Below are 22,189 nucleotides of genomic sequence, written 5' to 3'. Positions count from 1 at the left end.
ACGGTATTGCGTGCGCGGTAGAACTTCCCGGAGAACATCACAAGCCAGCGGCCCGGAGCCTGCGGCTTTCGCGGAGCGAACATGATCAACAAAGAAAGCCTCACCCACCACATCTCGCAGCAGTTCAACGCCGAGCTGGAAGATGTGCGTAGCCACCTGCTGGCCATGGGCGGTTTGGTGGAGAAGCAGGTCAACGACGCGGTCAACGCGCTGATCGATGCCGACTCGGGCCTGGCCCAGCAGGTGCGCGAGATCGACGACCAGATCAACCAGATGGAGCGCAACATCGATGAGGAATGCCTGCGCATCCTCGCCCGCCGCCAGCCGGCTGCCTCCGACCTGCGCCTGATCATCAGCATCTCCAAGTCGGTGATCGACCTCGAGCGCATCGGCGACGAAGCCTCGAAGATCGCCCGCCGCGCCATCCAGCTGTGCGAGGAAGGCGAGTCGCCGCGCGGCTACGTCGAGGTGCGCCACATCGGCAACCAGGTGCGCAAGATGGTGCAGGAGGCGCTGGACGCCTTCGCCCGTTTCGACGCCGACCTCGCACTGTCGGTTGCGCAGTACGACAAGACCGTCGACCGCGAATACAAGACCGCCCTGCGCGAGCTGGTCACCTACATGATGGAAGACCCGCGTGCCATCTCCCGCGTGCTCAACGTCATCTGGGCGCTGCGTTCGCTGGAGCGCATCGGCGACCACGCGCGCAACATCGCCGAACTGGTGATCTACCTGGTGCGTGGCACCGATGTCCGTCACATCGGCCTGGCTCGCATGAAGGAAGAGGTGCAGGGCACCGCAGGCAAGGCCGATAAGGCCGAATAAGCCTGACGCCCGTACCAGAACGGACCCGGCCATTGCGCCGGGTTCGTCATTTTATGGCCGAGCGGTCCCTCACCAATGGCATGTAGCCACTCGGCAAGGCTATCCTTCGCCCTATCGTTTTCGGGAGATGCCGATGGGCAAGGTCAGTGTGCTGGTCGTGGATGACGCTCCGTTCATCCGTGACCTGGTGAAGAAGGGGCTGCGGGACCATTTCCCCGGTCTGCAGATCGAAGAAGCGGTCAACGGCCGCAAGGCGCAGCAGTTCCTCGCGCGCCAGGCCGTGGATCTGATCCTCTGCGACTGGGAAATGCCCGAGCTGTCGGGCATCGAGCTGCTCACCTGGTGCCGCGAGCAGGACAACCTGAAGACCACGCCCTTCATCATGGTCACCAGCCGCGGCGACAAGGACAACGTGGTGCAGGCCATCCAGGCCGGCGTCTCCGATTTCATCGGCAAGCCGTTCTCCAATGACCAGCTGGTGAGCAAGGTGAAGAAGGCGCTGTCGCGCGCCGGCAAGCTGGAAGCCCTCGCGGCCCAGGCGCCGCAGCGCAGCTTGGTCGGCTCCATGCCCAATGACTCGCTGGCAGCCCTCACCGGTGGCAAGGCCGAGACGGTGCGACCGGCGGCAGCGCCCGCTGCACCGCGTCCGGCTGCTGCCTCTCCGGCTCCGACTGCTGCCGCTCCTGCCTCCCGAAGCGGCGCCAAGGGCCAGCAAGGGCAGCTGCGCCTGCCGTCGGCGAGCCTGCCCTGCGTAATCAAGGCGCTCAGCCTCAAGGAAGCGCTTCTGGTGGTGAAGCGGGGCACGCCGCTGCCGCAGGTGCTGGAAAGCGCCGTGCTGGATCTGGAGGAAGACAGCGACGTTGCTCGCCTCAACGGCTACCTGCATGCCGTGGCGGCGCTTGAACCCAAGCCGGACAGCGAGTGGCTGCAGCTGACGTTTCGCTTCGTCGACCGTGACCCGCAGAAGCTCGACTACCTTTCCCGCCTGATCGCCCGCGGCAGCTCGCAGAAGCACTACGTGCCAGGCGCCTGATCCGGTTACAAATGCGCCGACCGGCGGGCAGTACTGCTTCACACGCCGACCGGTGGCAGGTCGCGACGCACGGGCTACGCTGCTAGTCTTGCCTGCGTCGCCATACCTATAACCAGAGTCGACATGCTAGGGCGCAGTATCCTCCTGTGCGGTCTATTGACCGCCTCCGGGACGGCTTCGGCCGTGACCATCTACAAGTACACCGACGCCAACGGCGTGGTCACCTACACGGACAAGGCCGTGGCGGGTGCGGCTGTCTTCGTCTTCCGAGATCGCATGGTCGAGCACCTGGAAGAACAGGTGAAGCTGGAGACCAAGAAGCACGCCGGCGGCGAGACCCTGCAGGTGCGCAACGACCTGTACGCACCGGTGGAAGTCGAGCTGAGCGTGACTGGCGCGCAGAACGCCGTGGGCGCGCCGGGGCGGCCGATCCGGTGGGTGCTGCCGCCGCGCAGTTCGATCCGGCTCGCTACCCTGACGCCGCTCGATCCCGCCAAGCCGCTGCGCTACAAGCCCAAGCTGCGCTATGCGCTGGGTGATCCGCGACCGACGCCATTGGCCTACCAGTACGCGCTGCCATGGACTGGCGGGCCGTTCCGCCTGACCCAGGGCGCCAATGGCCGCTACAGCCACTTCACGCCCAAGGGCCGCTATGCCATGGATATCGCGATGCCGGTGGGCACGCCGATCATCGCTGCGCGCGGCGGTACCGTGGTGAAGATCGAGAACGGACAGGACGGGCGCGGCAAGAACCCCTCCGGCAACTTCGTGCGGATACTGCATGACGACGGCACCATGGGCGTCTACCTGCACTTGATGCGCGGCTCGGTGCTGGTACGCGAAGGCCAGCGCGTCGGCACCGGTACGCCGTTGGCGCAGTCGGGCAACACCGGCAACAGCAGCGGCCCGCACCTGCACTTCGTGGTGCAGCGCAACGTCGGCCTGGCGCTGGAGTCGATTCCCTACGACTTCTCCCAGCCGGTGGATACCCTGCCGAATTTCGCGGTGGTCCGGGAGCACTGACGCCAGTGGGACTTCCTGTAGGAGCGAGCTTGCTCGCGAACCTTCCCAGTTCCGGCGTTGCCGGATAGCACTGTTCGCGAGCAAGCTCGCTCCTACGAAGAACCCAAGAAAAAGGCTGCCCAAGGGCAGCCTTTTTCATTCAGCGGCGCAGCGCTCAGTCGAGCTTCACTACCTTGGCGAGGACGATCTTCGGCCCCTTCATCTTCTTCACGATGATGCGCAGGCCTTCGGTATCCAGCACTTCCTCTTCTTCCGGCACGCGCTTGAGGGTGTCGTAGACCAGGCCGGCGAGGGTGTCCGCCTCGACGTGGTCAAGGTCCAGGCCCAGCAGGCGTTCCAGCTTGAACAGCGGGGTATCGCCGCGCACCAGCAGCTTGCCGGGCTGGTAGGCGACGATGCCGCGCTCGGCTTTGCGGTGTTCATCCTGGATATCACCGACCAGCACTTCCAGCACGTCTTCCATGGTCAGGTAGCCGACGACCTTGTGGTCGGCTTCCTCGACCAGCGCGAAGTGCGAGCCGCCCTGGCGGAACTGCTCCAGCAGGCGGGCCAGCGGCAGGTGCTTGGTGACTTTCTCCAGCGGGTGGGTCAGCTCGTCGAGGTCGAAGGACTCCGGCAGGCTGTCCAGCGTGGCCAGGGCCAACAGCAGGTCCTTGATGTGCAGCAGGCCGATGAACTCGCCCTTCTCGCTGTCGTACACCGGGTAGCGGCTGTACTTGTGGCGGCGGATGGTGGCGAGGATGTCATCCAGCGGCGCGGTGCGCTCCAGGTAGATCAGGTCCTCGCGGGAGTTGGCCCAGTCCACCACTTCCAGTTCGCCCAGCTCCACCGCCGAGGCCAGCACGCGCATGCCCTGGTCGCTGGGGTCGTGGGCGCGGCTGGAGTGCAGGATCAGCTTGAGCTCGTCACGGCTGTAGTGGTGCTCGTGGTGCGGCCCTGGCTCGCCTTGCCCGGCGAACTTGAGGATGGTGTTGGCGCTGGCGTTGAGCAGCCAGATCGCCGGGTACATCGCCCAGTAGAACAGGTACAGCGGTACCGCCGTCCACAGCGACAGCAGCTCCGGCTTGCGGATCGCCCAGGACTTGGGCGCCAGCTCGCCGACCACGATGTGCAGGTAGGAAATGATGAAGAACGCGCTGAAGAACGACACGCCGCGGATGACTTCCTCGGAGTGCACGCCGACCGCAGCCAGCAAGGGCTCCAGCAGCTCGGCGAAGGCGGGCTCGCCGACCCAGCCCAGGCCAAGGGAGGCCAGGGTGATGCCCAGCTGGCAGGCGGAGAGGTAGGCGTCGAGCTGGTTGTGCACCTTGCGTAGGATGGTGCCACGCCAGCCGTGCTGGTTGGCGATGGTCTCCACGCGGGTCGAGCGCAGCTTGACCATGGCGAACTCGGCGGCGACGAAGAAGCCGTTGAGCACGACGAGGAACAGGGCGAACAGGATCAGGCCGAAATCGGCGAAATAGGTCAGGAAGTTACTACTAGGGGAAGGGTCCATGGTTCTGTTGGTTCAAGAATGGACGGACAAGAATGCGGTTCGCAGGGCCTGGCTGGCAAGCCCGTCTAGACCAGAGTCGAAGTCGGGCACCGTTATGCGCGGCTCTCGACTTGCTGCGGCGGGAAGTGGCAGGTGAAGCTACTGCCCTTGCCCGGCACGCTGCTGATGTCCAGGGAGCCGCGGTGGCGCAGCAACACGTGCTTGACGATGGCCAGGCCCAGGCCGGTGCCGCCGGTGCTGGCATTGCGGCTGGAATCGACGCGGTAGAAGCGCTCGGTCAGGCGCGGCAGGTGCTTGGGGTCGATGCCGATGCCGCTGTCCTGCACGGCGAGGTGCGCGCCTTGCTCGTCGGCCCACCAGCGAATGCGGATCTCGCCTTCGTCGGGGGTGTACTTCACGGCGTTGAACACCAGGTTGGAGAAGGCGCTGCGCAGTTCGGCCTCGCTGCCCTTGAGCTTCACCTTCGAGTCCGCCTCCAGGCTGATGCGATGGCTGCGTGCGCCGGACAGCGCCTGGGCATCGTTGCGGATCGACAGCAGCATCAGGTCCACCGCTACCGGCTTGTTGTCCGCCGGGTAATCGGTGGCTTCCAGCTTGGCCAGCAGGAGCAGGTCGTTGAGCAGGTTCTGCATGCGCCCGGCCTGCTGCTGCATCTGCTGCAGCGCGCGGGTCCAGCGTGGGTTCACGTCCTCGACGTTGTCCAGCAGCGTTTCCAGGTAGCCGGCGATTACCGTCAGCGGCGTGCGCAGCTCATGGGAGACGTTGGCGACGAAGTCCTTGCGCATCTGCTCCAGCTGATGGACGCGGGTCACGTCGCGCACCAGCATCAGGTGCTCGCCGGCGCCATAGAGGGTGATGTGGAACTGCAGGCGCAGGTTGTCGTTGATCGGCGAGGCGAGTTCCAGCGGCTCGCGGTAGTCCTCGCCCTCAAAGTATTCCTTGAAGCGCGGATGGCGCACCAGATTGGTCACTGGCTGGCCCCCGTCCTGCGGGCTCTTGAGGCCTAGCAGGCGCTCGGCGGACTGGTTCCACCACTCCAGGTTGCCGTCGCGGTCGAGCAGGATCATGCCGTCGCGCAGCGCTGCGGTGGACTCCTGCATGCGGTCGATCACCGCCTGCAGACGCCCGCGGGCGCGCTGGTTGCGCCTTTGCAGGTGGTAGATGCTGTCGAACACTTCGCCCCACAGGCCGTAGCCATCGGGCGGGGCTTCATCGGGCTGGTGGTTCTTCAGCCACTTGTGCAGGCGCAGCAGCTGCCAGGTCGACCAGCCGAGGTAGCCCGCCAGTGCCACGGCGATGGCCCAGCCGTACTGGCCGGTGATCAGGCCGAGCAGCGCGCCGGCAGCGACGACTAGCAGCAGGTGGCGTATCAACACGCCACTCCAGTTCTGGGTCACGACATTCCGTTCCTTGTGCCCGGCGAGTCAGCGACCCGGTCAGCTTTTGGTCGAGAAACGATACCCGGTGCCGCGCACGGTCTGAACCAGATTTTCGTAAACCTCGCCCAGGGCCTTGCGCAGACGGCGGATGTGCACGTCGACGGTGCGCTCCTCGACGTAGACGTTGCCACCCCAGACCTGGTCCAGCAGCTGGCCGCGGGTGTAAGCGCGCTCTTGGTGGGTCATGAAGAACTGCAGCAGGCGGTATTCGGTCGGTCCCATCTCGGCAGGCTTGCCGTCGATGGTCACGCGGTGGCTGATCGGGTCGAGCATCAGGCCGCCGACTTCGATCGGCGTCTCGCTGTCGCCAGCGCCGGTGCGGCGCAGCACGGCCTTCAGGCGGGCAACCAGTTCGCGCGGGGAGAAGGGCTTGGTGATGTAGTCATCGGCGCCGACCTCCAGACCCTGGATCTTGTTGTCCTCTTCGCCCTTGGCGGTGAGCATGATGATCGGTATGGCTGAGGTCAGCTCGTCGCGCTTGAGGCGGCGGGCCAGCTCGATGCCGGAGGTGCCCGGGAGCATCCAGTCGAGCAGAATCAGGTCCGGCTTGCGATCGACGATCACCGCGTGTGCCTGCTGGGCGCTGTCGGCCTCCAGACACTCGTAGCCGGCCATCTCCAGGGCCACGGCGATCATTTCCCGGATCGGAGCTTCGTCATCGACGATGAGGATTGTCTTGCCAACCATGCTGAGGCCTCAGAATTTCTGTAATGCGCCGCATTAGATAACGGAAATATTTCATGAATGTGACACCGCGATGGTAGCCGAGCCTTGTCGCAGAGCGCTCGTCTATGCTGAAGGGCGCGTCGCGCGATCCCTGCGCGGCACACAGGGAGCCCACCGGCCCGGTCGGCGGTGGTCCCGGCAGAGAGCCTGCCGGAGTCTTGCGATGACGGTAGTGAGTGCGTTGTCGACGTCGCCCTGGCCGGCCCTGCCTGCAATTCCGCCCGCCGTTGCGCCGATGCTCGCGCCGTTTCCACCTCACCAGAGGAGAAGCGTTTATGAAACTGCTATTCCCGGCCCTGGCAATGGGCCTGATGCTGCCGGCGATGTCCGCCCTGGCCACCGAGCCTGGCATGGAGAAGAACGGCATGCTGGTCGATGCCAAGGGCATGACGCTCTACACCTTCGACAAGGACAGTGGCGGCAAGTCGATGTGCAATGGCGGCTGCGCGCAGCACTGGCCGCCCCTGATGGCCTCGGCCGATGCCAAGGCGATGGGCGACTGGACCCTGATCAAGCGCGATGACGGCACCGTGCAATGGGCCTACAAGGGCAAGCCGTTGTACACCTTTGTGCAGGACCAGAAGGCCGGTGACATGGCCGGCGAAGGCAAGATGGGTGTCTGGCACATGGCCAAGCCTTAACGGCTCTTCCGTAACGGCTCTTCCGTAATGGCTCTTCGTAGGAGCGAGCTTGCTCGCGAACCTTATCTGGCACCTCGGTATCAAGCGGGTTCGCGAGCAAGCTCGCTCCTACAAGGTCTCTTACATCAGCGCAGGGCGAAGTCCGCCACGGTACCGAGGAAGATCGCCAGCCCCGCCCAGTGGTTGTGCAGGAAGGCCTTGAAGCACTTCATCGGCTCGCGATCGCGGGTCGAGTGGAACTGCCAGGCGAAGCAGCCCGCCGCCACGGCCAGGCCCAGGTAGTAATACAGATGCATCGCCAGCTTGTTGCCGGCCAGGATCAGCAGCAGGAGCATCAGGCCCTGCAGGCTCAGGTTGATCACCCGGTCGGCATCGCCGAAGAGGATCGCCGTGGACTTCATACCCATCTTCAGGTCGTCCTCGCGGTCGGTCATCGCGTAGTAGGTGTCGTACGCGACCGTCCACAGCACGTTGGCGAAGAACAGCAGCCAGGCCACAGCCGGCAGCGTGCCGCTGGCCGCGGTGAAGGCCATCGGGATGCCCCAGGAGAACGCCGCGCCCAGCACCACCTGCGGGTAGTAGGTGTAGCGCTTCATGAAGGGGTAGAGCGCCGCCACCGCCGCGCCGCCGAAGGACAGCCAGATGGTCTGCTCATTGGTGCACAGCACCAGCAGGAAACTCAGCCCCAGCAGCGTGAAGAAGGCAATCCAGGCCTCGCGCACGGTGATCCTGCCGGTCGCCAGCGGGCGTGTCTTGGTGCGTTCGACGTGGCCGTCGAGCTTGCGGTCGGCAAAGTCATTGATTACGCAGCCGGCCATGCGCATCAGCACGGTCCCGAGGATGAAGATCACCAGGTTTTTCACGCTCGGTACGCCGCCGCTGGCCATCCACAGCGCCCACAGCGTCGGCCAGAGCAGCAGATAGATGCCGATCGGCTTGTCCATGCGCGTCAGCTGTATGAAGTCCCAGGCGCGGGGATGCAGGCGGGCGAGGGGTTTGATCAGGGCGACGAACATGGCGGTCTCCGGAAAACGATCCGGGAATTATACGGGCTGTTGTTCCAGGCGGTGCCACAGCGAAGGCAGGAATACTTCGGCGACCAGCACGCCCAGGCCGTCGCGACTGAAGCAGGAGCGACGGCCCCACAGGCGCTCGGCGCGCACCTCCGCCGGCAGGCTCGCCGCTGGGTAGCGGCACACCTCGATGGGGCCGCGCTGGAAGGCGCGGTCGCTGAACAGCAACTCACCCAGGGAGCGCGTGCCGAGCAGTCGCAGGTCGAAGCCCGAGCCTTCCAGCGCCGAACGCGCGGCGACGCTGCGGGCGAATACCCAGGGTGTGCCGTGGCCTTTCAGGTAGACCTCGCGAACCCAGCCCTGGCTGCCGTCCGGCACACCCAGTGCGGCGCACTCGTCGGTACGCAGGCGGTGCCAGCCCTCGGCCAGCGGCTGCACGGCGAAGTTATCGGCGGAGAGAGCCGTCAGCCGGCGCGTCAGCGAGCCTTCGTCGAACAGCCAGTCCACGACCTGGGCGGCGGGAGCGGGATGCAACTGGGCGGAAGTGAGCCAGCGGGGCGGATGGATCAGGGCGGCTTCGGGCACGGCTTGGACTGCGGTTGGCCAGGGACGCGGCAGCTTAACATGGCGCCTTTGCGCGGCCGATTGCGTTGTCCGCAAGAGTGCATTACGCCAGACCCCATCAAAGGTATGGCCAGCTACCCGGTACTTGCACCGCAAGCCCATCGCCAGTACAAAGCCGGACATTGGATGCACCGACGTCCAAGCGCCAAGAACATGAGGGTGATAGCTGATGAAGAAGTGGCAGTGCGTGGTGTGTGGCCTGATCTATGACGAAACCAAGGGCTGGCCGGAAGAGGGCATCGCCGCCGGTACCCGCTGGGAAGACGTGCCGGAAGACTGGCTGTGCCCGGATTGCGGCGTCGGCAAGCTGGATTTCGAGATGATCGAGATCGGCTGATCCCGCCCGGATCGATTCCCGCGACGGCGGCCTTCGGGCCGCCGTCTGCGTTTGTGCACCCCGCAAGCCCGCGCCTGACGCGGTAGACTGGGGGTGCGCCGGGTTGACCCTGCTGACGGAGCCTGGCGTCGCGCCCGCCGTTGGCCGGTGCGCGCCGATACGTTAGCTTCACCGGGCAATCGCAGGAGGACTTGGCTGATGCGCAAATGGCAATGCGTGGTCTGTGGCTTCATCTACGACGAGGCACTGGGCTTGCCGGACGAGGGCATCGCCCCTGGCACGCGCTGGGAAGACATCCCGGCGGACTGGGTCTGTCCGGATTGCGGCGTGGGCAAGATCGATTTCGAGATGATCGAAATCTCCTGAGCCCCTGCCCGAACGAATTCATGCGGCGGCCCTACGGCCGTCGTGCCATCTTAACGAAATGGCGTGTTTTGAGGTGAGAGAGCAATGAGCGAAAACGCACCGCTGGTGATCATCGGAACTGGCCTGGCCGGCTACAACCTCGCCCGCGAGTGGCGCAAGCTGGATAGCGAGACGCCGCTGCTGCTGATCACCGCCGACGACGGACGCTCCTACTCCAAGCCGATGCTCTCCACCGGCTTCTCCAAGGACAAGGACGCCGATGGCCTGGCCATGGCCGAGGCGGGCGCCATGGCCGACCAGCTCAAGGCGCGTATCCTCACTCACACCCGTGTCACCGGCATCGACCCGGGCCACCGGCGCATCTGGATTGGCGAGGAGGAGATCCACTACCGCGATCTGGTGCTGGCCTGGGGCGCCGAGACCATCCGCGTACCAGTCGAGGGCGATGCCCAGGACCTGATCTTCCCGATCAACGACCTGGAAGACTATGCGCGCTTCCGCAGCGCCGCCGCCGGCAAGCGCCGCGTGCTGCTGCTGGGCGCCGGCCTGATCGGCTGCGAATTCGCCAACGACCTCTCCGGCGGCGGTTACCAACTCGACGTGGTAGCGCCGTGCGAGCAGGTCATGCCAGGCCTGCTCCACCCGGCCGCCGCCCAGGCAGTGCAGCAGGGGCTGGAAGGCCTCGGCGTGCGCTTCCACCTGGGCCCGGTGCTGAACAGCCTGGTACGCGCCGCTGACGGCCTGGAAGCACATCTCTCCGATGGCCAGGTGATCCCCTGCGATCTGGTCGTCTCTGCAGTCGGCCTGCGCCCGCGCATCGACCTGGCCGCTGCCGCCGGCCTGGATATCAATCGCGGCGTGATGGTGAACCGCGAACTGCGCACCTCCCACGCCAACATCTACGCCCTGGGCGATTGCGCCGAGGTCGATGGCCTCAACCTGCTCTACGTGATGCCGCTGATGTCCTGCGCCCGCGCGCTGGCGCAGACCCTGGCCGGCAAGCCGACGCCGGTGGCCTACGGTGCCATGCCGGTGACCGTGAAGACCCCGGTGTGCCCGCTGGTGGTGTCGCCGCCGCCGCGTGGCAGTGAGGGCGAATGGCGGGTGGAAGGCTCTGGCCCGGACCTCAAGGTGCTGTGCCGGGATACCGCCGGTCGATTGCTCGGATATGCCCTTACTGGGGCCGCCGTGAGCGAAAAACTCTCCCTGAACAAGGAGTTGCCGGCACTACTGGCGTGACAGGCGTCGCCAATGGCGTTTTTGCCGTGGGAAAGAGCTCGCAAATTGTCAGACGATACTGGCGTACCAGCCGGCGGCGTGCCATTCTCCCCCCGTCTGCCGCAGCCTAGAGCCTGTACGGCAAGCCTGCGGTGCCTTGGGCGCTGTTGGGAAGACAGCACGGACACAACAACAACAAACCGTCAAAGAGGCATTTATGCGTAAACCAGAACTCGCCGCCGCGATCGCCGAGAAGGCCGACCTCACCAAAGAACAAGCCAACAAGGTGCTGAACGCGCTGCTGGATGAAATCACTGGCGCGCTCAACCGCAAGGACAGCGTTACCCTTGTCGGTTTCGGTACCTTCGTTCAGCGCCACCGTGGCGCCCGTACTGGCAAGAACCCGCAAACCGGCCAGCCGGTCAAGATCAAAGCCAGCAATACCGTTGCCTTCAAACCGGGCAAGGCGCTGAAAGACGCCGTCAACTGATCGCGTCTGACCCGGAGCCAGAGCGGCTCCGGGTTGCCTCCTGCAGTTACATAATCCCTCCAAAAGACCGGATGTAGTCCGTTTTCAAACTGGCTACAATGCGCAGACTATTGTCTCGAACGTCGAGGTTTGTGCATGAAATTCCGTCTACTCCTGTGGATGCTCGGTCGCCTGATGGCCAAGGCCAGCCGCGAAAACCCGGCGTTCCAGAAGCAGCTCGAAGGCAAGGACCTGGTGTTCCAGCTCCACACGCTCGACGGCAAGGTCGCCCGCCACTACATCGTGAAAGACCTCAAGGTCAGCGCCCGTCGCGGCATCCATCCGCAGCCGGCCTTCGCGCTGGGCTTCAAGGATGGCGCCTACGGCTTCGCCACCATGACCTCCAAGAACCCGCAGTTGGCCTTCATGCAGGGCATCCAGAACAAGGACATCCAGATCCAGGGCAACCCCGGCCTGGTGATCTGGTTCCAGGGCCTGGTGAAGTACCTCAAGCCGAAAAAGAAAACCGCGCCGAGCAGCGACAAGAAAGCCGCCTGAGACGCTTTCGACGCACAGAAAAAAGGCCCCTGACGGGGCCTTTTTCATGTCTGCATCGCAACGGCTTCAGCGGTGGTACATTCAGTGCGCGGGATTGAACTGGCTGGCCAGCTCGCGCAGCACCGCTTCGGCGTCGAGTACCTTGCGTACGGCGTCTTCGGCCTTCTCGCGCGGGATGTCCAGGCGATCCAGCAGGTCTTGCGGAATATCGGTCTCCGGGCCGCTGCCGATGCCGTGGTTGCGCAGCAGGCGGGTCGCCAGGCACACCAGGTTGGCATAGGCCGAGCAATCGCCGGCATAGGTCGGGTCGTGCTGGAAGCGCAGTGCGGTATAGATCTCTTCCGGCATGTCCCAGGTGCGCATCAGCCAGGCGCCGATCTGCTCGCGGGTGATGCCCAGCAGGTGCTGCTCGACGAGGTTGTGCTCGACGTGCGGGTTCACTTCCAGGTGCCGGCAGATCAGCGAGAAATGCGGCGGGAAGATGTGCGCCAGGACCAGGTAGCCGATGCTGTGCAGCAGGCCTCCGAGGTAGGTCAGGCCGGCTTCCGGGCGCTCGGCGCGCGGCACGGCGCGGGTCAGGCCCTCTATCACCGCGGCGGTGTAGATCGCCTGGTGCCAGTAGGGCGTGGCGTGCTGCGGCTGGTCCTTGGGCAGGCTCAGGGTCTTGCCCAGGGCCAGGCCCAGGGCGAGGTTGATCACCAGGTCGAAGCCCAGTACGCGGACGATGGCGTCCTCCACCGAGCGAATCTTGCCCGGCGCGGCGTAGTAGGGCGAGGCCGCCCAGCTGACGACTTGCGCAGCAAGCGCCGGGTCGGTCTCCACCACGCCGGTGATGTCGTCCACGGTGGCGTTGGGGTCGACGCGCAGCTTGATGATCTTTTGTGCGGTTTCCGGCAGCGGCGGAATCTCGATGGTTTCCTCGAGGCGCTGCTGGATGCGGCGGGCGGTGAACGCCTGCACGGCCTGGGTGATTTCCTTGCGGTCGTCGTCCGGGCGGTCGAGGTTCGGCCGGATCGACTCCAGCGCCACGCCGAAGCGCGCCGCGCTGGCTTTCTCCAGCAGGTGGCGGAAAGACGCAGTGGGAATTTCCAGCAGCGTGCCCGGCGCGCCGGATTCGATTAGCAGCTGGGGTTCCTGCAGCAGGCGTTCGTCATACAGGCACGGCGAGCTGGTCAGCGGCGGCAGCGCCGGCAGACGACCGAGCTGGTGCTTGCCAAGCATGCGCTCCAGACGATCGGGCTTGACCGCCACCAGCTTGCGCCCGGTGAGTTCGGCCAGGCGGTTCAGGTCCAGCAGCTGGCTTTGCGGGAACAGCACCAGCAGGGTGCCCACGGCATCTTCCAGCAGGCTGGCCTGCACCCGGCGCGTGGCCGGCAGCGTCGTGGCATCGCAGACTTCGCGAGACGGTATGCCCAGCTTGGCGAGCAGCTGCAGGATGACCTCGGGGGCCTGCGAGGAGTCGGATGGGGCGCGTGCGGCGTCGCTCATGAATGTGATCCGGTTATCAACGGCTGGGTCGGAGTATAACCACGCAGTCAGCGTGACCGAGCAGTCAACTGACCGATGAAAGTGAAATAGATCACACTTGTCCGTATTGCTGCCCGTGTCTCAGCCAGCGTGCCAGCAGTGGGCTGACCGATTGCGGCCAGTGTGCCAGCAGGGCCTGGGCGGCATCGCGCACCGCCGGCAGCAGGTCGGCGTCGCGCATCAGGTCGGCCACCTTGAATTGCAGCAGGCCGGTCTGGCGAGTGCCGAGCATTTCGCCGGGACCGCGCAGCTCCAGGTCCTTTTCGGCGATGACGAAGCCGTCGCAGGTCTCGCGCATGATGCCCAGGCGCTCGCGGCCGATCTGCGACAGCGGCGGATGGTAGAGCAGCACGCAGTGGCTCGCCGCGCTGCCCCGGCCCACGCGGCCGCGCAACTGGTGCAGCTGGGCCAGGCCCAGGCGCTCGGGGTTCTCGATGATCATCAGGCTGGCGTTAGGCACGTCCACGCCGACCTCGATCACCGTGGTGGCGACCAGCAACTGCAGCAGGCCTTCCTTGAAGGCTTCCATGACCACGGCCTTGTCTGCCGGCTTCATGCGCCCGTGGATCAGACCGACGCGCAGTTCACCCAGCGCCGAGGAGAGTTCCTCGTAGGTGGTTTCCGCGGCCTGGCAGGTGAGCTCTTCGGATTCCTCGATCAGCGTGCACACCCAATACGCCTGGCGGCCTTCTGCGCAGGCAGCGCGCACTCGCTCGATCACTTCGATGCGGCGGCTATCGGCCACCAACACGGTGTTCACCGGGGTACGGCCGGGTGGCAGCTCGTCGAGGATCGAGGTGTCGAGGTCGGCGTAGGCGCTCATCGCCAGGGTTCGCGGAATGGGCGTGGCGGTCATGATCAGTTGGTGCGGGCAAAGCCGACCGTCGACGCCTTTCTGGCGCAGGGCGAGGCGCTGCTGTACGCCGAAACGGTGCTGTTCGTCGATGATCACCAGGGCTAGACGCTTGAACTTCACCTCGTCCTGGAACAGCGCGTGGGTGCCGACGATCATCGGCGCGCCGCCGGCGATCTGTTCCAGTGCGCTGGCGCGGGCCTTGCCCTTGAGCTTGCCGGCCAGCCAGGCGACCTCAATGCCCAGCGGTTGCAGCCACTTGGTGAAGTTGAGGAAGTGCTGCTCGGCGAGGATCTCGGTCGGCGCCATCAGCGCCACCTGATAGCCGGCTTCCAGCGCCTGCAGGGCCGCGAGGGCGGCAACCACGGTCTTGCCGGCGCCGACGTCGCCCTGCACCAGCCGCAGCATGGGTTCGGGCTGGGCAAGGTCGTAGGCGATTTCCGCGCCGACGCGCTGCTGCGCACCGGTGGGTTTGAAGCCGAGGTTCTTCAGGTAAAGCGCTGGTAATTTCTTGGCCGGCGGCAGCTGCGGCGCGGCCTGGGAGCGAACACTTTCGCGCAGGCGTTGTAGCGACAGCTGGTGGGTCAGCAGTTCCTCGAAGGCGAGGCGGTGCTGGGCCCAGTGGCGGCCTTCGGCGAGCTCTTCCAGGTCGGCGTCCGGCGGCGGCCGGTGCAGGTAGCGGATGGCTTCGTCCAGCGGGCCCAGGCGGTAGTCGCGGGCCAGTTCCGCCGGCAGCCAGTCCGGCAGGCTCGACGGGCCCAGGCGCGCCAGGGTCTGCTCGCTGAGCTGGCGCAGGCGCTGCTGGGTGAGGCCTTCGGTGGTCGGGTAGATCGGCGTCAGCGTCTGCTCCACCGGCGCCGCGGCGGCGTCGGTGAGGGAGCGGTACTCGGGGTGGTAGATCTCCAGACCCGAGGCGCCTGGGCGAGCCTCGCCGTAGCAACGCAGGTGCGTGCCGCGCTTGAGGTTCTCCTTCTGCGCCTGGCTGAAGTGGTAGAAGCGCAGGCTCAGGGTGCCGGTACCGTCCTGCAGGCGCACCAATAGACTGCGGCGCTTGCCCATCACCACGTCGGCGCCGGAGACCACGCCTTCGACCACCGCATCCTGCCCCGGACGCAGCGCGCCGATGGGGGTGATGCGGGTGCGATCCTGGTAGCGCAGCGGCAGGTGGAAGAGGATGTCCTGGAGATTCTCCAGGCCGACCTTCGCCAGCTTCTCTTCCAGCGCGGCGCCCACGCCCTTGAGCGCGGTGACCGGGACGTTCGACAGATCGGTCATGCCGGCTCGGCTTCACCCTTGACGGTCGGTTTGGCGACCGAGCACAGGCGGATCGAGTCGGCCAGCACCTCGATGGCGCGCGGCCGCGGGAAGCTGGCGCGCCAGGCGATGGCGACGGTGCGCTTGGGCACTGGCGCACTGAACGGGCGCACTTCCAGCACGCCCGGTGCGTAGTGGTGGCTGTCCACGGCGGAGAACGGCAGCACCGACACGCCAAGGCCGGAGGCGACCATGTGACGGATGGTTTCCAGCGAGCTGGACTCCACCGTGGTGTGCTTGTTTTCGCCGCCCTTGTGGGTGGTCGGGCAGGCTTCGAGCACCTGGTCGCGGAAGCAGTGGCCCTCGCCGAGCAGCAGCAGGCTCTTGTCGTTGAGCAGCTCCGGGTCGATGGTCTTCTTCGCGGTCCACTGGTGGTCCGCCGGCATCAGCACGTAGAAGGGCTCGTCGAACAGCTGCAGGGTCAGCACATCGGCTTCCTGGAAGGGCAGGGCGATGATGATTGCGTCCAGCTCGCCGGTGCGCAGCTTGTCGCGCAGGATGTGGGTGAAGTTTTCCTCGATGTACAGCGGCATCTGCGGGGCGACCCGGTGCAGCTGCGGGATCAGGTGCGGGAACAGGTACGGGCCGATGGTGTAGATGGCGCCGACCTTGAGCGGCGAGGTCAGCTGGTTCTTGCCGGCCTGGGCCAGTTCGCGGATGCCCTGGGCCTGCTCCAGCACCTTCTGCGCCTGCGCCACGATGCCTTCGCCGACCGGGGTCAGGCGCACCGCACTCTTGCTGCGCTCGAAGATCAGCACGCCGAGCTCGTCTTCCAGCTTCTTCACGCCCACCGAGAGCGTCGGCTGGCTGACGTGGCAGCGTTCCGCGGCGCGGCCGAAATGTTGCTCCTGGGCAAGCGTGACGATGTAGCGCAGTTCGGTAAGGGTCATGGCGACTAAGTCCGTTGAGGTGGCCCAAGCATAGCGGCTGCACCGCCGCGAACCAACCGCGCTAAACTGCCGAGCTTTGATTCGCGGAGCCAAGCATGAGCAAGAGCACCTTCCCCAGCCTGATGGTCGTCGGTTGCGGCGACGTCGGCAGCCGCCTGGGACGCCAGCTGGCCGCCCGCGACTGGCGCGTCCATGGCCTGCGCCGCAACGTTGCCGCGCTGCCGCTGGAAGTGCTGCCGGTGGCCGGTGACCTCGGCCAGCTGGAATGCCCGGACACCTGGCCGGTGGGCAAGCTGGACTATCTGGTGTTCTGCGCCGCCGCGACCCAGCACGACGAGGCAGGATATCGCGCGGCCTATGTCGAAGGCCTGCGCAATACCCTCGGCTGGCTACAGCAGCGCGGGCAGTTGCCCAAGCGTCTGCTGTTCGTCTCCAGCAGCGGCGTGTACGCCCAGCGCGATGGCGAGTGGGTTGACGAGACCTCGCCCGCCCAGGCCCAGAGCTATTCGGGCAGCGTGATGCTCGAGGCCGAGCAGCTGGCGCTGCAGAGCGGCATTCCTGCCAGCATCGTGCGCCTCACCGGCATCTACGGCCCCGGTCGCGAGTGGTTGCTCAAGCAGGTGCGCGAGGGCTACCGCGTCGCCAGCGAGCCGCCGCTGTACGCAAATCGCATCCATGCCGAAGACGCCGCCGGCCTGCTCGCCGCGCTGTTGGAGGCCGATCGCGGCGGCGTCGCGCTGGAAGACTGTTACCTCGGCGTCGACAACGAGCCGGCGGCGCTGCATGAGGTAGTCGGCTGGCTGCGTAACCAGTTGGGCGTCACCCACTGGGCCGACGAGCAGACCGTGCGCCGCGCCGGCAGCAAGCGCTGCAGCAACGCCCGCGCTCGCGCGCTGGGCTGGGAGCCGCGCTACCCGAGCTTCCGCGAAGGCTACGCGGCCATCCTCGCGGGCAAGCAGGACTGATGGACGCCAACCGGCTGCTGGCGCGCCCCTGGTTACCGGGAGTGGAGTTGTTCCATGCGGACTTCTCCGGCCAGCCGTTCGGGCGCCACAGCCACGACGCCTTCGCCATCGGCGCCATCCTGCACGGCGCGGGCGGCTACCAGTGCCGCGGCGCGCACCACGTGCTGCCTGCCGGCACCCTGTCGCTGATGAACCCGGAGGAGCCGCACACCGGCAACGCCGAGTCCGAGCGCCTGGTCTATCGCATGCTCTACATCGAGGAATCGCGGCTGCTACCGCTGCTGGGCCGCAAACAGTTGCCGCGCGGCTTCCAGGCGCTCAATCCGCACGATGACGGGCAGGTGGCCGAGGCGCTGCGGCGCGTCGCCACGGAGTTCGAACGCAACGACGCGCTGGCGCTGGAGAGCGAACTGCTGACGCTGCTGGAGCTGGTGTTCGTCCGCCACGGCGGCATGCGCCCGACTGCGTCGGCATCCCGCGACGGCAGCGTCACCGCGAAGTTGCGTGACTACCTGGAAGCGCATTACCGCGAAGCGGTCAGCCTCGAAGAACTCGCGGCGCTCCTGCAACGCCATCCGCGCCACCTGATCGAAGCCTTCCGCAACGCCTACGGCGTGCCGCCCCACACCTACCTGCTGCAGCGGCGCATCCGCGAGGCCAAGCGCCTGCTGGTGGCTGGCGAGAAGCCGCTGGAGGTCGCGTTGAGCCTGGGGTTCTACGACCAGGCGCATTTTTCCGGCACCTTCCGCCGCTTTACCGGCGTCACGCCCGGACGCTTCCTGCGCGCCACGCGCACCTGACTTTCTTCCAAGACCGGTGAACCCCGACGCTCCCAGACTGCGCGACGCCGCTATCCGGGAGATCACCATGTTCGCCGCCTTCGCGCTGGTCGCCAGCACCCACTTCGCCGCCCTGCTGTCACCGGGGCCGGACTTCTTCCTGCTGATCCGCGCCGCGCTGCTGCGCGGTCGTTGCCATGCCGATGGCTGCGCGGCGGGCATCGCCCTGGCCAATCTGGCGAGCATGCTGCTGGTGCTGTTCGTTCTCGGTCTGTTGCCGGAAGTGGCCAGCCACGGGCTGCGGGTGGTGCAGTTGCTGGGTGGCGTCTACTTCGTCTGGCTCGGCGCGCAGGCGCTGCTGGCGCGTCGGGAGCTGGAGATTCCCACTGATCTGGGGCTGCAGCGCAGTGGAGGATTTCTGCGGGGGATGCGCGAAGGCCTGCTGGCCAGCAGCCTGAACCCCAAGCTGCCGATCTTCTACACCGGGCTGTTCGGCGTGCTCGGGCAGTTCCGCCTGCCGGGCTGGGCGCTGGGCGTGTGCGTGCTGTGGATGGGCGCGGTGGTGCTGCTGTGGGACATGGCGCTGGTGCGCCTGCTGGATCGCCCGCGCTGGCGCGGTTGGCTGAAGCGTCGGGTCACGGCGCTGGACCGCCTGTGCGGCGGCCTGCTGCTGGCGCTGGGTGGCTGGCTGCTGTGGAGCGGGCTGCGCTGAAGACTGTCATTCGCGACCGCCTGCTCGCACGGATCAGTCGCGCTCCAGCGTCCAGACCTTGTTGCCGGGCGCGTACTGCGGCATCTCGTCGGACTGGGCGCGGTTCACCGCCTCGAACAACTCCAGCTTGTCGCCGTCGCGCTCGAAGAGGAACTCGCGCCCCTGCTGGCCCTGTTGCAGCCAGATGCTGTCGTTGTCGCCGCTCATGGCCGCGCAGTCGCCGGCCAGGCACAGCGCGTAGCGATCGAAGCCGGGCATGCCTTCGAGGCTGCCGTTGGCGGCGAACTTGACCTTGCTGCCCTTGCCTTCGCCTTCCTCGATGATCCAGGTGCCGCTGAGGTAGGCGGCGTAGAGGGCGTTTTCGAAGGTGCTGCCGGCCGGGCTCTGCGCGGCGGGCTGCTGCTTGGGACGCAGGAAGCGCTGCTCGGGCCAATTGTCGCTGCCTACCTGCACCAGCTCCTTGCCGTCCAGCTCCAGGGATTCCTGGTTGCTGCCGTAGAAGTCGACGCGGTAGTGCTTGGGATCTTCGGCGGTCAGCTGGCCTTCGCCGAGCTCGAAGCCGTTGCTGAAGGTGGCTTGGCTAGCCTTGGTGTCCAGCTTCCATTCCAGGTTCGGGCCGTAGGCCAGCAGCGCCTCGCGCAGCTTGCCGCCCTTGCCGGCGGCATCGATGGCGGCCTGGTTGACCCAGACGCCGGAAGGGTCGGACGGGGTGCCGGCGCAGCCGGTGAGCAGGCCGATCAGGGCGCTCAGGATCAGGGCGCGACGCATGTTTGCTCCTTGCAGACAAAAGAACGGGGCCCTGAAGGCCCCGTTCGGGAGGTACGGCTTATTCCAGGACGACGATGGCGTCCATCTCGACCTGGGCGCCCTTGGGCAGGGCGGCTACGCCGATGGCGGCGCGAGCCGGGTAGGGCTGGACGAAGTACTTGCCCATGATCTCGTTGACCTTGGCGAAGTGCGACAGGTCGGTGAGGAAGATGTTCAGCTTGGCGACGTCGTGCAGGTAGCCGCCGGAAGCCTCGATCACGGCTTTCAGGTTTTCGAAGACCTGGACGGTCTGCTCTTCGAAGCCTTCGACCAGTTCCATGGTTTTCGGGTCCAGCGGGATCTGGCCGGAGACATAGACGGTGTTGCCAGCCTTGATCGCCTGGGAGTAGGTGCCGATGGCGGCCGGGGCTTTGTCGGTGTGGATAACGGTCTTGGTCATGTCGACTCCTAACGGGGTGGGATCAGCTGCGCATGCGGGTGATGCGAATCACGCCCTTGAGCGCGCGCAGCTTCTTGATGACGCGGGCCAGGTGCACACGGTCATGCACGCTGACGACGAGCTGGACGACGCTGATGCGACCGTCGCGCTCGTCCATGCTGATCTTCTCGATGTTGCCGTCGGCGGCGTTGACGCTGGTCGCCAGCAGGGCGATCAAGCCGCGCTGGTGTTCCAGCTCGACACGCAGTTCAACGTTGAATTCGCCGGTGACATCCTTGGCCCAGCTGAGCTGGATGCATTTTTCCGGATTGTGGCGGATTTCGCTGATGTTCCGGCAGTTCTCCAGGTGCACGACCATGCCCTTGCCGGCCGACAGGTGGCCGACGATCGGGTCGCCGGGAATCGGCGTGCAGCACTTGGCGTAGCTGAGCACCAGGCCTTCTGTACCGCGGATCGCCAGCGGCCCTTCGGCGCTGGGCGCTTCCTCGCCTTCGCTGGACAGCAGGCGGCGTGCGACCACGTAGGCCATGCGGTTGCCCAGGCCGATCTCTTCGAGCAGGTCCTCGAAGACTTCCATGCGGTATTCGTTGAGCACGCCCTGGATGCGTTCCTGCGGGATCTTTTCCAGGTGGCTGTCGAAGCCGGCCAGGGTCTTGTTCAGCAGGCGCTCGCCGAGGTTGATCGACTCGGAGCGGCGTTGCAGCTTGAGCGCGTGGCGGATGTGCGTGCGCGCCTTGCCGGTGACCACGAAGTTCAGCCAGGCCGGGTTCGGCCGGGTGCCCGGCGCGGTGACGATTTCCACTGTCGCGCCGCTCTGCAGCGGTTCGGACAGCGGCGCCAGGCGGCGGTTGATGCGGCAGGCGATGCAGCTGTTGCCGACGTCGGTGTGCACCGCGTAGGCGAAGTCCACCGCCGTGGAGCCCTTGGGCAGCTCCATGATGCGGCCCTTGGGCGTGAAGACGTAGACCTCGTCCGGGAACAGGTCGATCTTCACGTTCTCGATGAATTCCAGCGAGTTTCCGGCGCGTTGCTGCAGTTCGAGGATGCCCTTCACCCACTGGCGGGCGCGGGCATGGGTGCCTTTCTGCGCTTCCTCTTCGCTGGACTTGTACAGCCAGTGCGCGGCGATGCCGTGGTTGGCCATCTCTTCCATCTCGCGGGTGCGGATCTGGATCTCGATGGGCACGCCGTGCATCCCGAACAGCGTGGTGTGCAACGACTGGTAGCCGTTGGCCTTGGGAATCGCGATGTAGTCCTTGAAGCGACCGGGGAACGGCTTGTACAGGTTGTGCACGGCGCCGAGCACGCGGTAGCAGGTGTCGACCTTGTCGACCACGATGCGGAAGGCGTAGACGTCCATGATCTCGTTGAACGCCTTTCGCTTGCCGCGCATCTTCTTGTAGATGCTGAACAGGTGCTTCTCGCGGCCCAGGACCTGGCCTTCCATGTTTTCGCGGGCGAGGCAGTTGACCAGCGATTCCTGGATCTTGCCGACGATCTCGCGGCGGTTGCCACGGGCCTTCTTCACCGCCTGGCGGATGCGCTCGGAGCGCATCGGATGCATGGCCTTGAAGCCCAGGTCCTCGAATTCCACGCGCATGCTGTGCATGCCCAGCCGGTTGGCGATGGGTGCGTAGATTTCCAGGGTTTCCTTGGCAATGCGCCGGCGCTTCTCGCCGGATAGCACTTCCAGCGTGCGCATGTTATGCAGGCGGTCGGCCAGCTTCACCAGGATCACGCGGATATCGCGCGCCATGGCCATGGCCATCTTCTGGAAGTTCTCGGCCTGCGCCTCGGCCTTGGACTCGAAGTTCATCTGGGTCAGCTTGCTGACCCCGTCCACCAGTTCCGAGACGGTTTCGCCGAACTGCGCGGTGAGCGCTTCCTTGGCGATGCCGGTGTCCTCGATCACGTCGTGCAGCATGGCTGCCATCAGGCTCTGATGGTCCATGTGCATGTCGGCGAGGATATTGGCGACGGCGAGCGGATGGGTGACGTAAGCCTCGCCGCTGCGGCGGCGTTGCCCGTCGTGGGCTTGCTCGGCGTAGTAGTAGGCGCGACGGACCAGGTTTACCTGGTCCGGGCCCAGATAGCTCGACAGACGATCGGCGAAGGCGTCTATGCTCGGCATGGGTCTACCCCCTGCCGAGCGGCCAGTCGTGGTGCACCGATTCG

At 66.0% G+C, this 22,189-nt stretch carries 23 protein-coding genes; 12 read left to right on the top strand and 11 right to left on the bottom strand.

Annotated features, from left to right (window positions below):
* Positions 1 to 81 precede the first annotated feature (81 nt).
* From phoU to IB274_RS18320, 3 genes are all read left to right on the top strand, one after another.
* Entirely contained in the window at positions 82 to 825 is a 744-nt protein-coding gene (phoU, locus tag IB274_RS18330; RefSeq protein WP_192433440.1) for a phosphate signaling complex protein PhoU, read from the top strand.
* A gap of 133 nt (positions 826 to 958) precedes the next feature.
* Entirely contained in the window at positions 959 to 1,858 is a 900-nt protein-coding gene (locus IB274_RS18325) for a response regulator (RefSeq protein WP_192433438.1), read from the top strand.
* 123 nt (positions 1,859 to 1,981) lie between these two features.
* Positions 1,982 to 2,881 (top strand): peptidoglycan DD-metalloendopeptidase family protein, encoded by a 900-nt coding sequence (locus IB274_RS18320; protein WP_192433437.1) that lies wholly within the window; start codon positions 1,982 to 1,984, stop codon positions 2,879 to 2,881.
* Between the two features lie 154 nt (positions 2,882 to 3,035).
* Here IB274_RS18320 and IB274_RS18315 read toward each other — a convergent pair whose 3' ends face one another.
* From IB274_RS18315 to phoB, 3 genes are all read right to left on the bottom strand, one after another.
* A complete protein-coding gene (locus IB274_RS18315) occupies positions 3,036 to 4,376 on the bottom strand; it encodes a hemolysin family protein (protein WP_192433435.1) in 1,341 nt (446 codons plus the stop codon).
* Positions 4,377 to 4,468: 92 nt separating this feature from the next.
* Complete coding sequence (gene phoR / locus IB274_RS18310) at positions 4,469 to 5,773, bottom strand: phosphate regulon sensor histidine kinase PhoR (RefSeq protein ID WP_192433433.1); 1,305 nt, start codon at positions 5,771 to 5,773, stop codon at positions 4,469 to 4,471.
* Positions 5,774 to 5,812: 39 nt separating this feature from the next.
* The gene (phoB, locus tag IB274_RS18305; RefSeq protein ID WP_138217117.1) at positions 5,813 to 6,502 is read right to left on the bottom strand and encodes a phosphate regulon transcriptional regulator PhoB; all 690 of its coding nucleotides are present in this window, start codon (positions 6,500 to 6,502) and stop codon (positions 5,813 to 5,815) included.
* Positions 6,503 to 6,816: 314 nt separating this feature from the next.
* Between phoB and IB274_RS18300 the strand changes: the two genes are divergently transcribed.
* Entirely contained in the window at positions 6,817 to 7,182 is a 366-nt protein-coding gene (locus IB274_RS18300) for a hypothetical protein (protein WP_192433430.1), read from the top strand.
* A gap of 125 nt (positions 7,183 to 7,307) precedes the next feature.
* Here IB274_RS18300 and ubiA read toward each other — a convergent pair whose 3' ends face one another.
* Together ubiA and IB274_RS18290 are read right to left on the bottom strand one after the other, a co-directional pair.
* Positions 7,308 to 8,198 carry a 4-hydroxybenzoate octaprenyltransferase gene (ubiA, locus tag IB274_RS18295; protein ID WP_192433428.1) on the bottom strand — a complete coding sequence of 297 codons (891 nt, stop codon included), beginning with the start codon at positions 8,196 to 8,198 and terminating at the stop codon, positions 7,308 to 7,310.
* Positions 8,199 to 8,225: 27 nt separating this feature from the next.
* Entirely contained in the window at positions 8,226 to 8,765 is a 540-nt protein-coding gene (locus IB274_RS18290) for a chorismate lyase (protein ID WP_192433467.1), read from the bottom strand.
* Positions 8,766 to 8,988: 223 nt separating this feature from the next.
* Between IB274_RS18290 and IB274_RS18285 the strand changes: the two genes are divergently transcribed.
* The 5 genes from IB274_RS18285 to IB274_RS18265 all read left to right on the top strand — a co-directional run bounded on the left by IB274_RS18285 (position 8,989) and on the right by IB274_RS18265 (position 11,767).
* Positions 8,989 to 9,156 carry a rubredoxin gene (locus IB274_RS18285; protein ID WP_015479573.1) on the top strand — a complete coding sequence of 56 codons (168 nt, stop codon included), beginning with the start codon at positions 8,989 to 8,991 and terminating at the stop codon, positions 9,154 to 9,156.
* A gap of 198 nt (positions 9,157 to 9,354) precedes the next feature.
* Positions 9,355 to 9,522 carry a rubredoxin gene (locus tag IB274_RS18280; RefSeq protein WP_017520693.1) on the top strand — a complete coding sequence of 56 codons (168 nt, stop codon included), beginning with the start codon at positions 9,355 to 9,357 and terminating at the stop codon, positions 9,520 to 9,522.
* An 84-nt stretch (positions 9,523 to 9,606) separates the two neighbouring features.
* Positions 9,607 to 10,761 carry an NAD(P)/FAD-dependent oxidoreductase gene (locus tag IB274_RS18275; RefSeq protein WP_192433426.1) on the top strand — a complete coding sequence of 385 codons (1,155 nt, stop codon included), beginning with the start codon at positions 9,607 to 9,609 and terminating at the stop codon, positions 10,759 to 10,761.
* Between the two features lie 196 nt (positions 10,762 to 10,957).
* Positions 10,958 to 11,230, top strand: a complete 273-nt coding sequence (locus IB274_RS18270; protein WP_017520695.1) for an HU family DNA-binding protein — start codon at positions 10,958 to 10,960, stop codon at positions 11,228 to 11,230.
* 135 nt (positions 11,231 to 11,365) lie between these two features.
* The gene (locus tag IB274_RS18265; RefSeq protein ID WP_192433424.1) at positions 11,366 to 11,767 is read left to right on the top strand and encodes a helicase; all 402 of its coding nucleotides are present in this window, start codon (positions 11,366 to 11,368) and stop codon (positions 11,765 to 11,767) included.
* Between the two features lie 81 nt (positions 11,768 to 11,848).
* Here IB274_RS18265 and IB274_RS18260 read toward each other — a convergent pair whose 3' ends face one another.
* The 3 genes from IB274_RS18260 to IB274_RS18250 form a co-directional block, all read right to left on the bottom strand.
* Positions 11,849 to 13,255, bottom strand: a complete 1,407-nt coding sequence (locus IB274_RS18260) for an aminoacyl-tRNA deacylase and HDOD domain-containing protein (RefSeq protein ID WP_192433422.1) — start codon at positions 13,253 to 13,255, stop codon at positions 11,849 to 11,851.
* Positions 13,256 to 13,346: 91 nt separating this feature from the next.
* Positions 13,347 to 15,422, bottom strand: a complete 2,076-nt coding sequence (gene recG, locus IB274_RS18255; protein ID WP_192433420.1) for an ATP-dependent DNA helicase RecG — start codon at positions 15,420 to 15,422, stop codon at positions 13,347 to 13,349.
* Positions 15,419 to 16,351, bottom strand: a complete 933-nt coding sequence (locus IB274_RS18250) for a hydrogen peroxide-inducible genes activator (RefSeq protein WP_192433418.1) — start codon at positions 16,349 to 16,351, stop codon at positions 15,419 to 15,421. The genes recG and IB274_RS18250 overlap by 4 nt, the downstream gene beginning before the upstream one ends.
* Before the next feature lie 95 nt (positions 16,352 to 16,446).
* On the opposite strand from IB274_RS18250, the gene IB274_RS18245 reads away from it, so the two are divergent.
* The 3 genes from IB274_RS18245 (at position 16,447) to IB274_RS18235 (ending at position 18,807) form a co-directional block, all read left to right on the top strand.
* On the top strand, positions 16,447 to 17,316 hold the full coding sequence (locus IB274_RS18245) for an NAD-dependent epimerase/dehydratase family protein (RefSeq protein ID WP_192433416.1): 870 nt from the start codon (positions 16,447 to 16,449) through the stop codon (positions 17,314 to 17,316).
* The gene (locus IB274_RS18240) at positions 17,316 to 18,116 is read left to right on the top strand and encodes a helix-turn-helix transcriptional regulator (RefSeq protein ID WP_192433414.1); all 801 of its coding nucleotides are present in this window, start codon (positions 17,316 to 17,318) and stop codon (positions 18,114 to 18,116) included. The genes IB274_RS18245 and IB274_RS18240 overlap by 1 nt, the downstream gene beginning before the upstream one ends.
* A 67-nt stretch (positions 18,117 to 18,183) precedes the next feature.
* Positions 18,184 to 18,807 carry a LysE family translocator gene (locus IB274_RS18235; RefSeq protein ID WP_192433412.1) on the top strand — a complete coding sequence of 208 codons (624 nt, stop codon included), beginning with the start codon at positions 18,184 to 18,186 and terminating at the stop codon, positions 18,805 to 18,807.
* A 33-nt stretch (positions 18,808 to 18,840) separates the two neighbouring features.
* On the opposite strand, the gene IB274_RS18230 is transcribed toward IB274_RS18235, so the two are convergent.
* Genes IB274_RS18230 through spoT form a run of 3 tightly spaced genes read right to left on the bottom strand, consistent with a single transcriptional unit; the run spans position 18,841 to position 22,145 of the window.
* A complete protein-coding gene (locus tag IB274_RS18230; protein ID WP_192433410.1) occupies positions 18,841 to 19,575 on the bottom strand; it encodes a hypothetical protein in 735 nt (244 codons plus the stop codon).
* A 58-nt stretch (positions 19,576 to 19,633) separates the two neighbouring features.
* Positions 19,634 to 20,014 carry a RidA family protein gene (locus IB274_RS18225; RefSeq protein ID WP_017520704.1) on the bottom strand — a complete coding sequence of 127 codons (381 nt, stop codon included), beginning with the start codon at positions 20,012 to 20,014 and terminating at the stop codon, positions 19,634 to 19,636.
* A gap of 22 nt (positions 20,015 to 20,036) precedes the next feature.
* On the bottom strand, positions 20,037 to 22,145 hold the full coding sequence (gene spoT / locus IB274_RS18220) for a bifunctional GTP diphosphokinase/guanosine-3',5'-bis pyrophosphate 3'-pyrophosphohydrolase (protein WP_192433408.1): 2,109 nt from the start codon (positions 22,143 to 22,145) through the stop codon (positions 20,037 to 20,039).
* Positions 22,146 to 22,189 lie beyond the last annotated feature (44 nt).

This window comes from Pseudomonas sp. PDM18 (assembly GCF_014852585.1).
In the GTDB taxonomy this organism is placed as follows: Bacteria; Pseudomonadota; Gammaproteobacteria; order Pseudomonadales; family Pseudomonadaceae; genus Pseudomonas.
The sequence above is the reverse complement of the archived record's forward strand: the minus strand, read 5'-3'. Positions and strand labels throughout refer to the sequence as shown.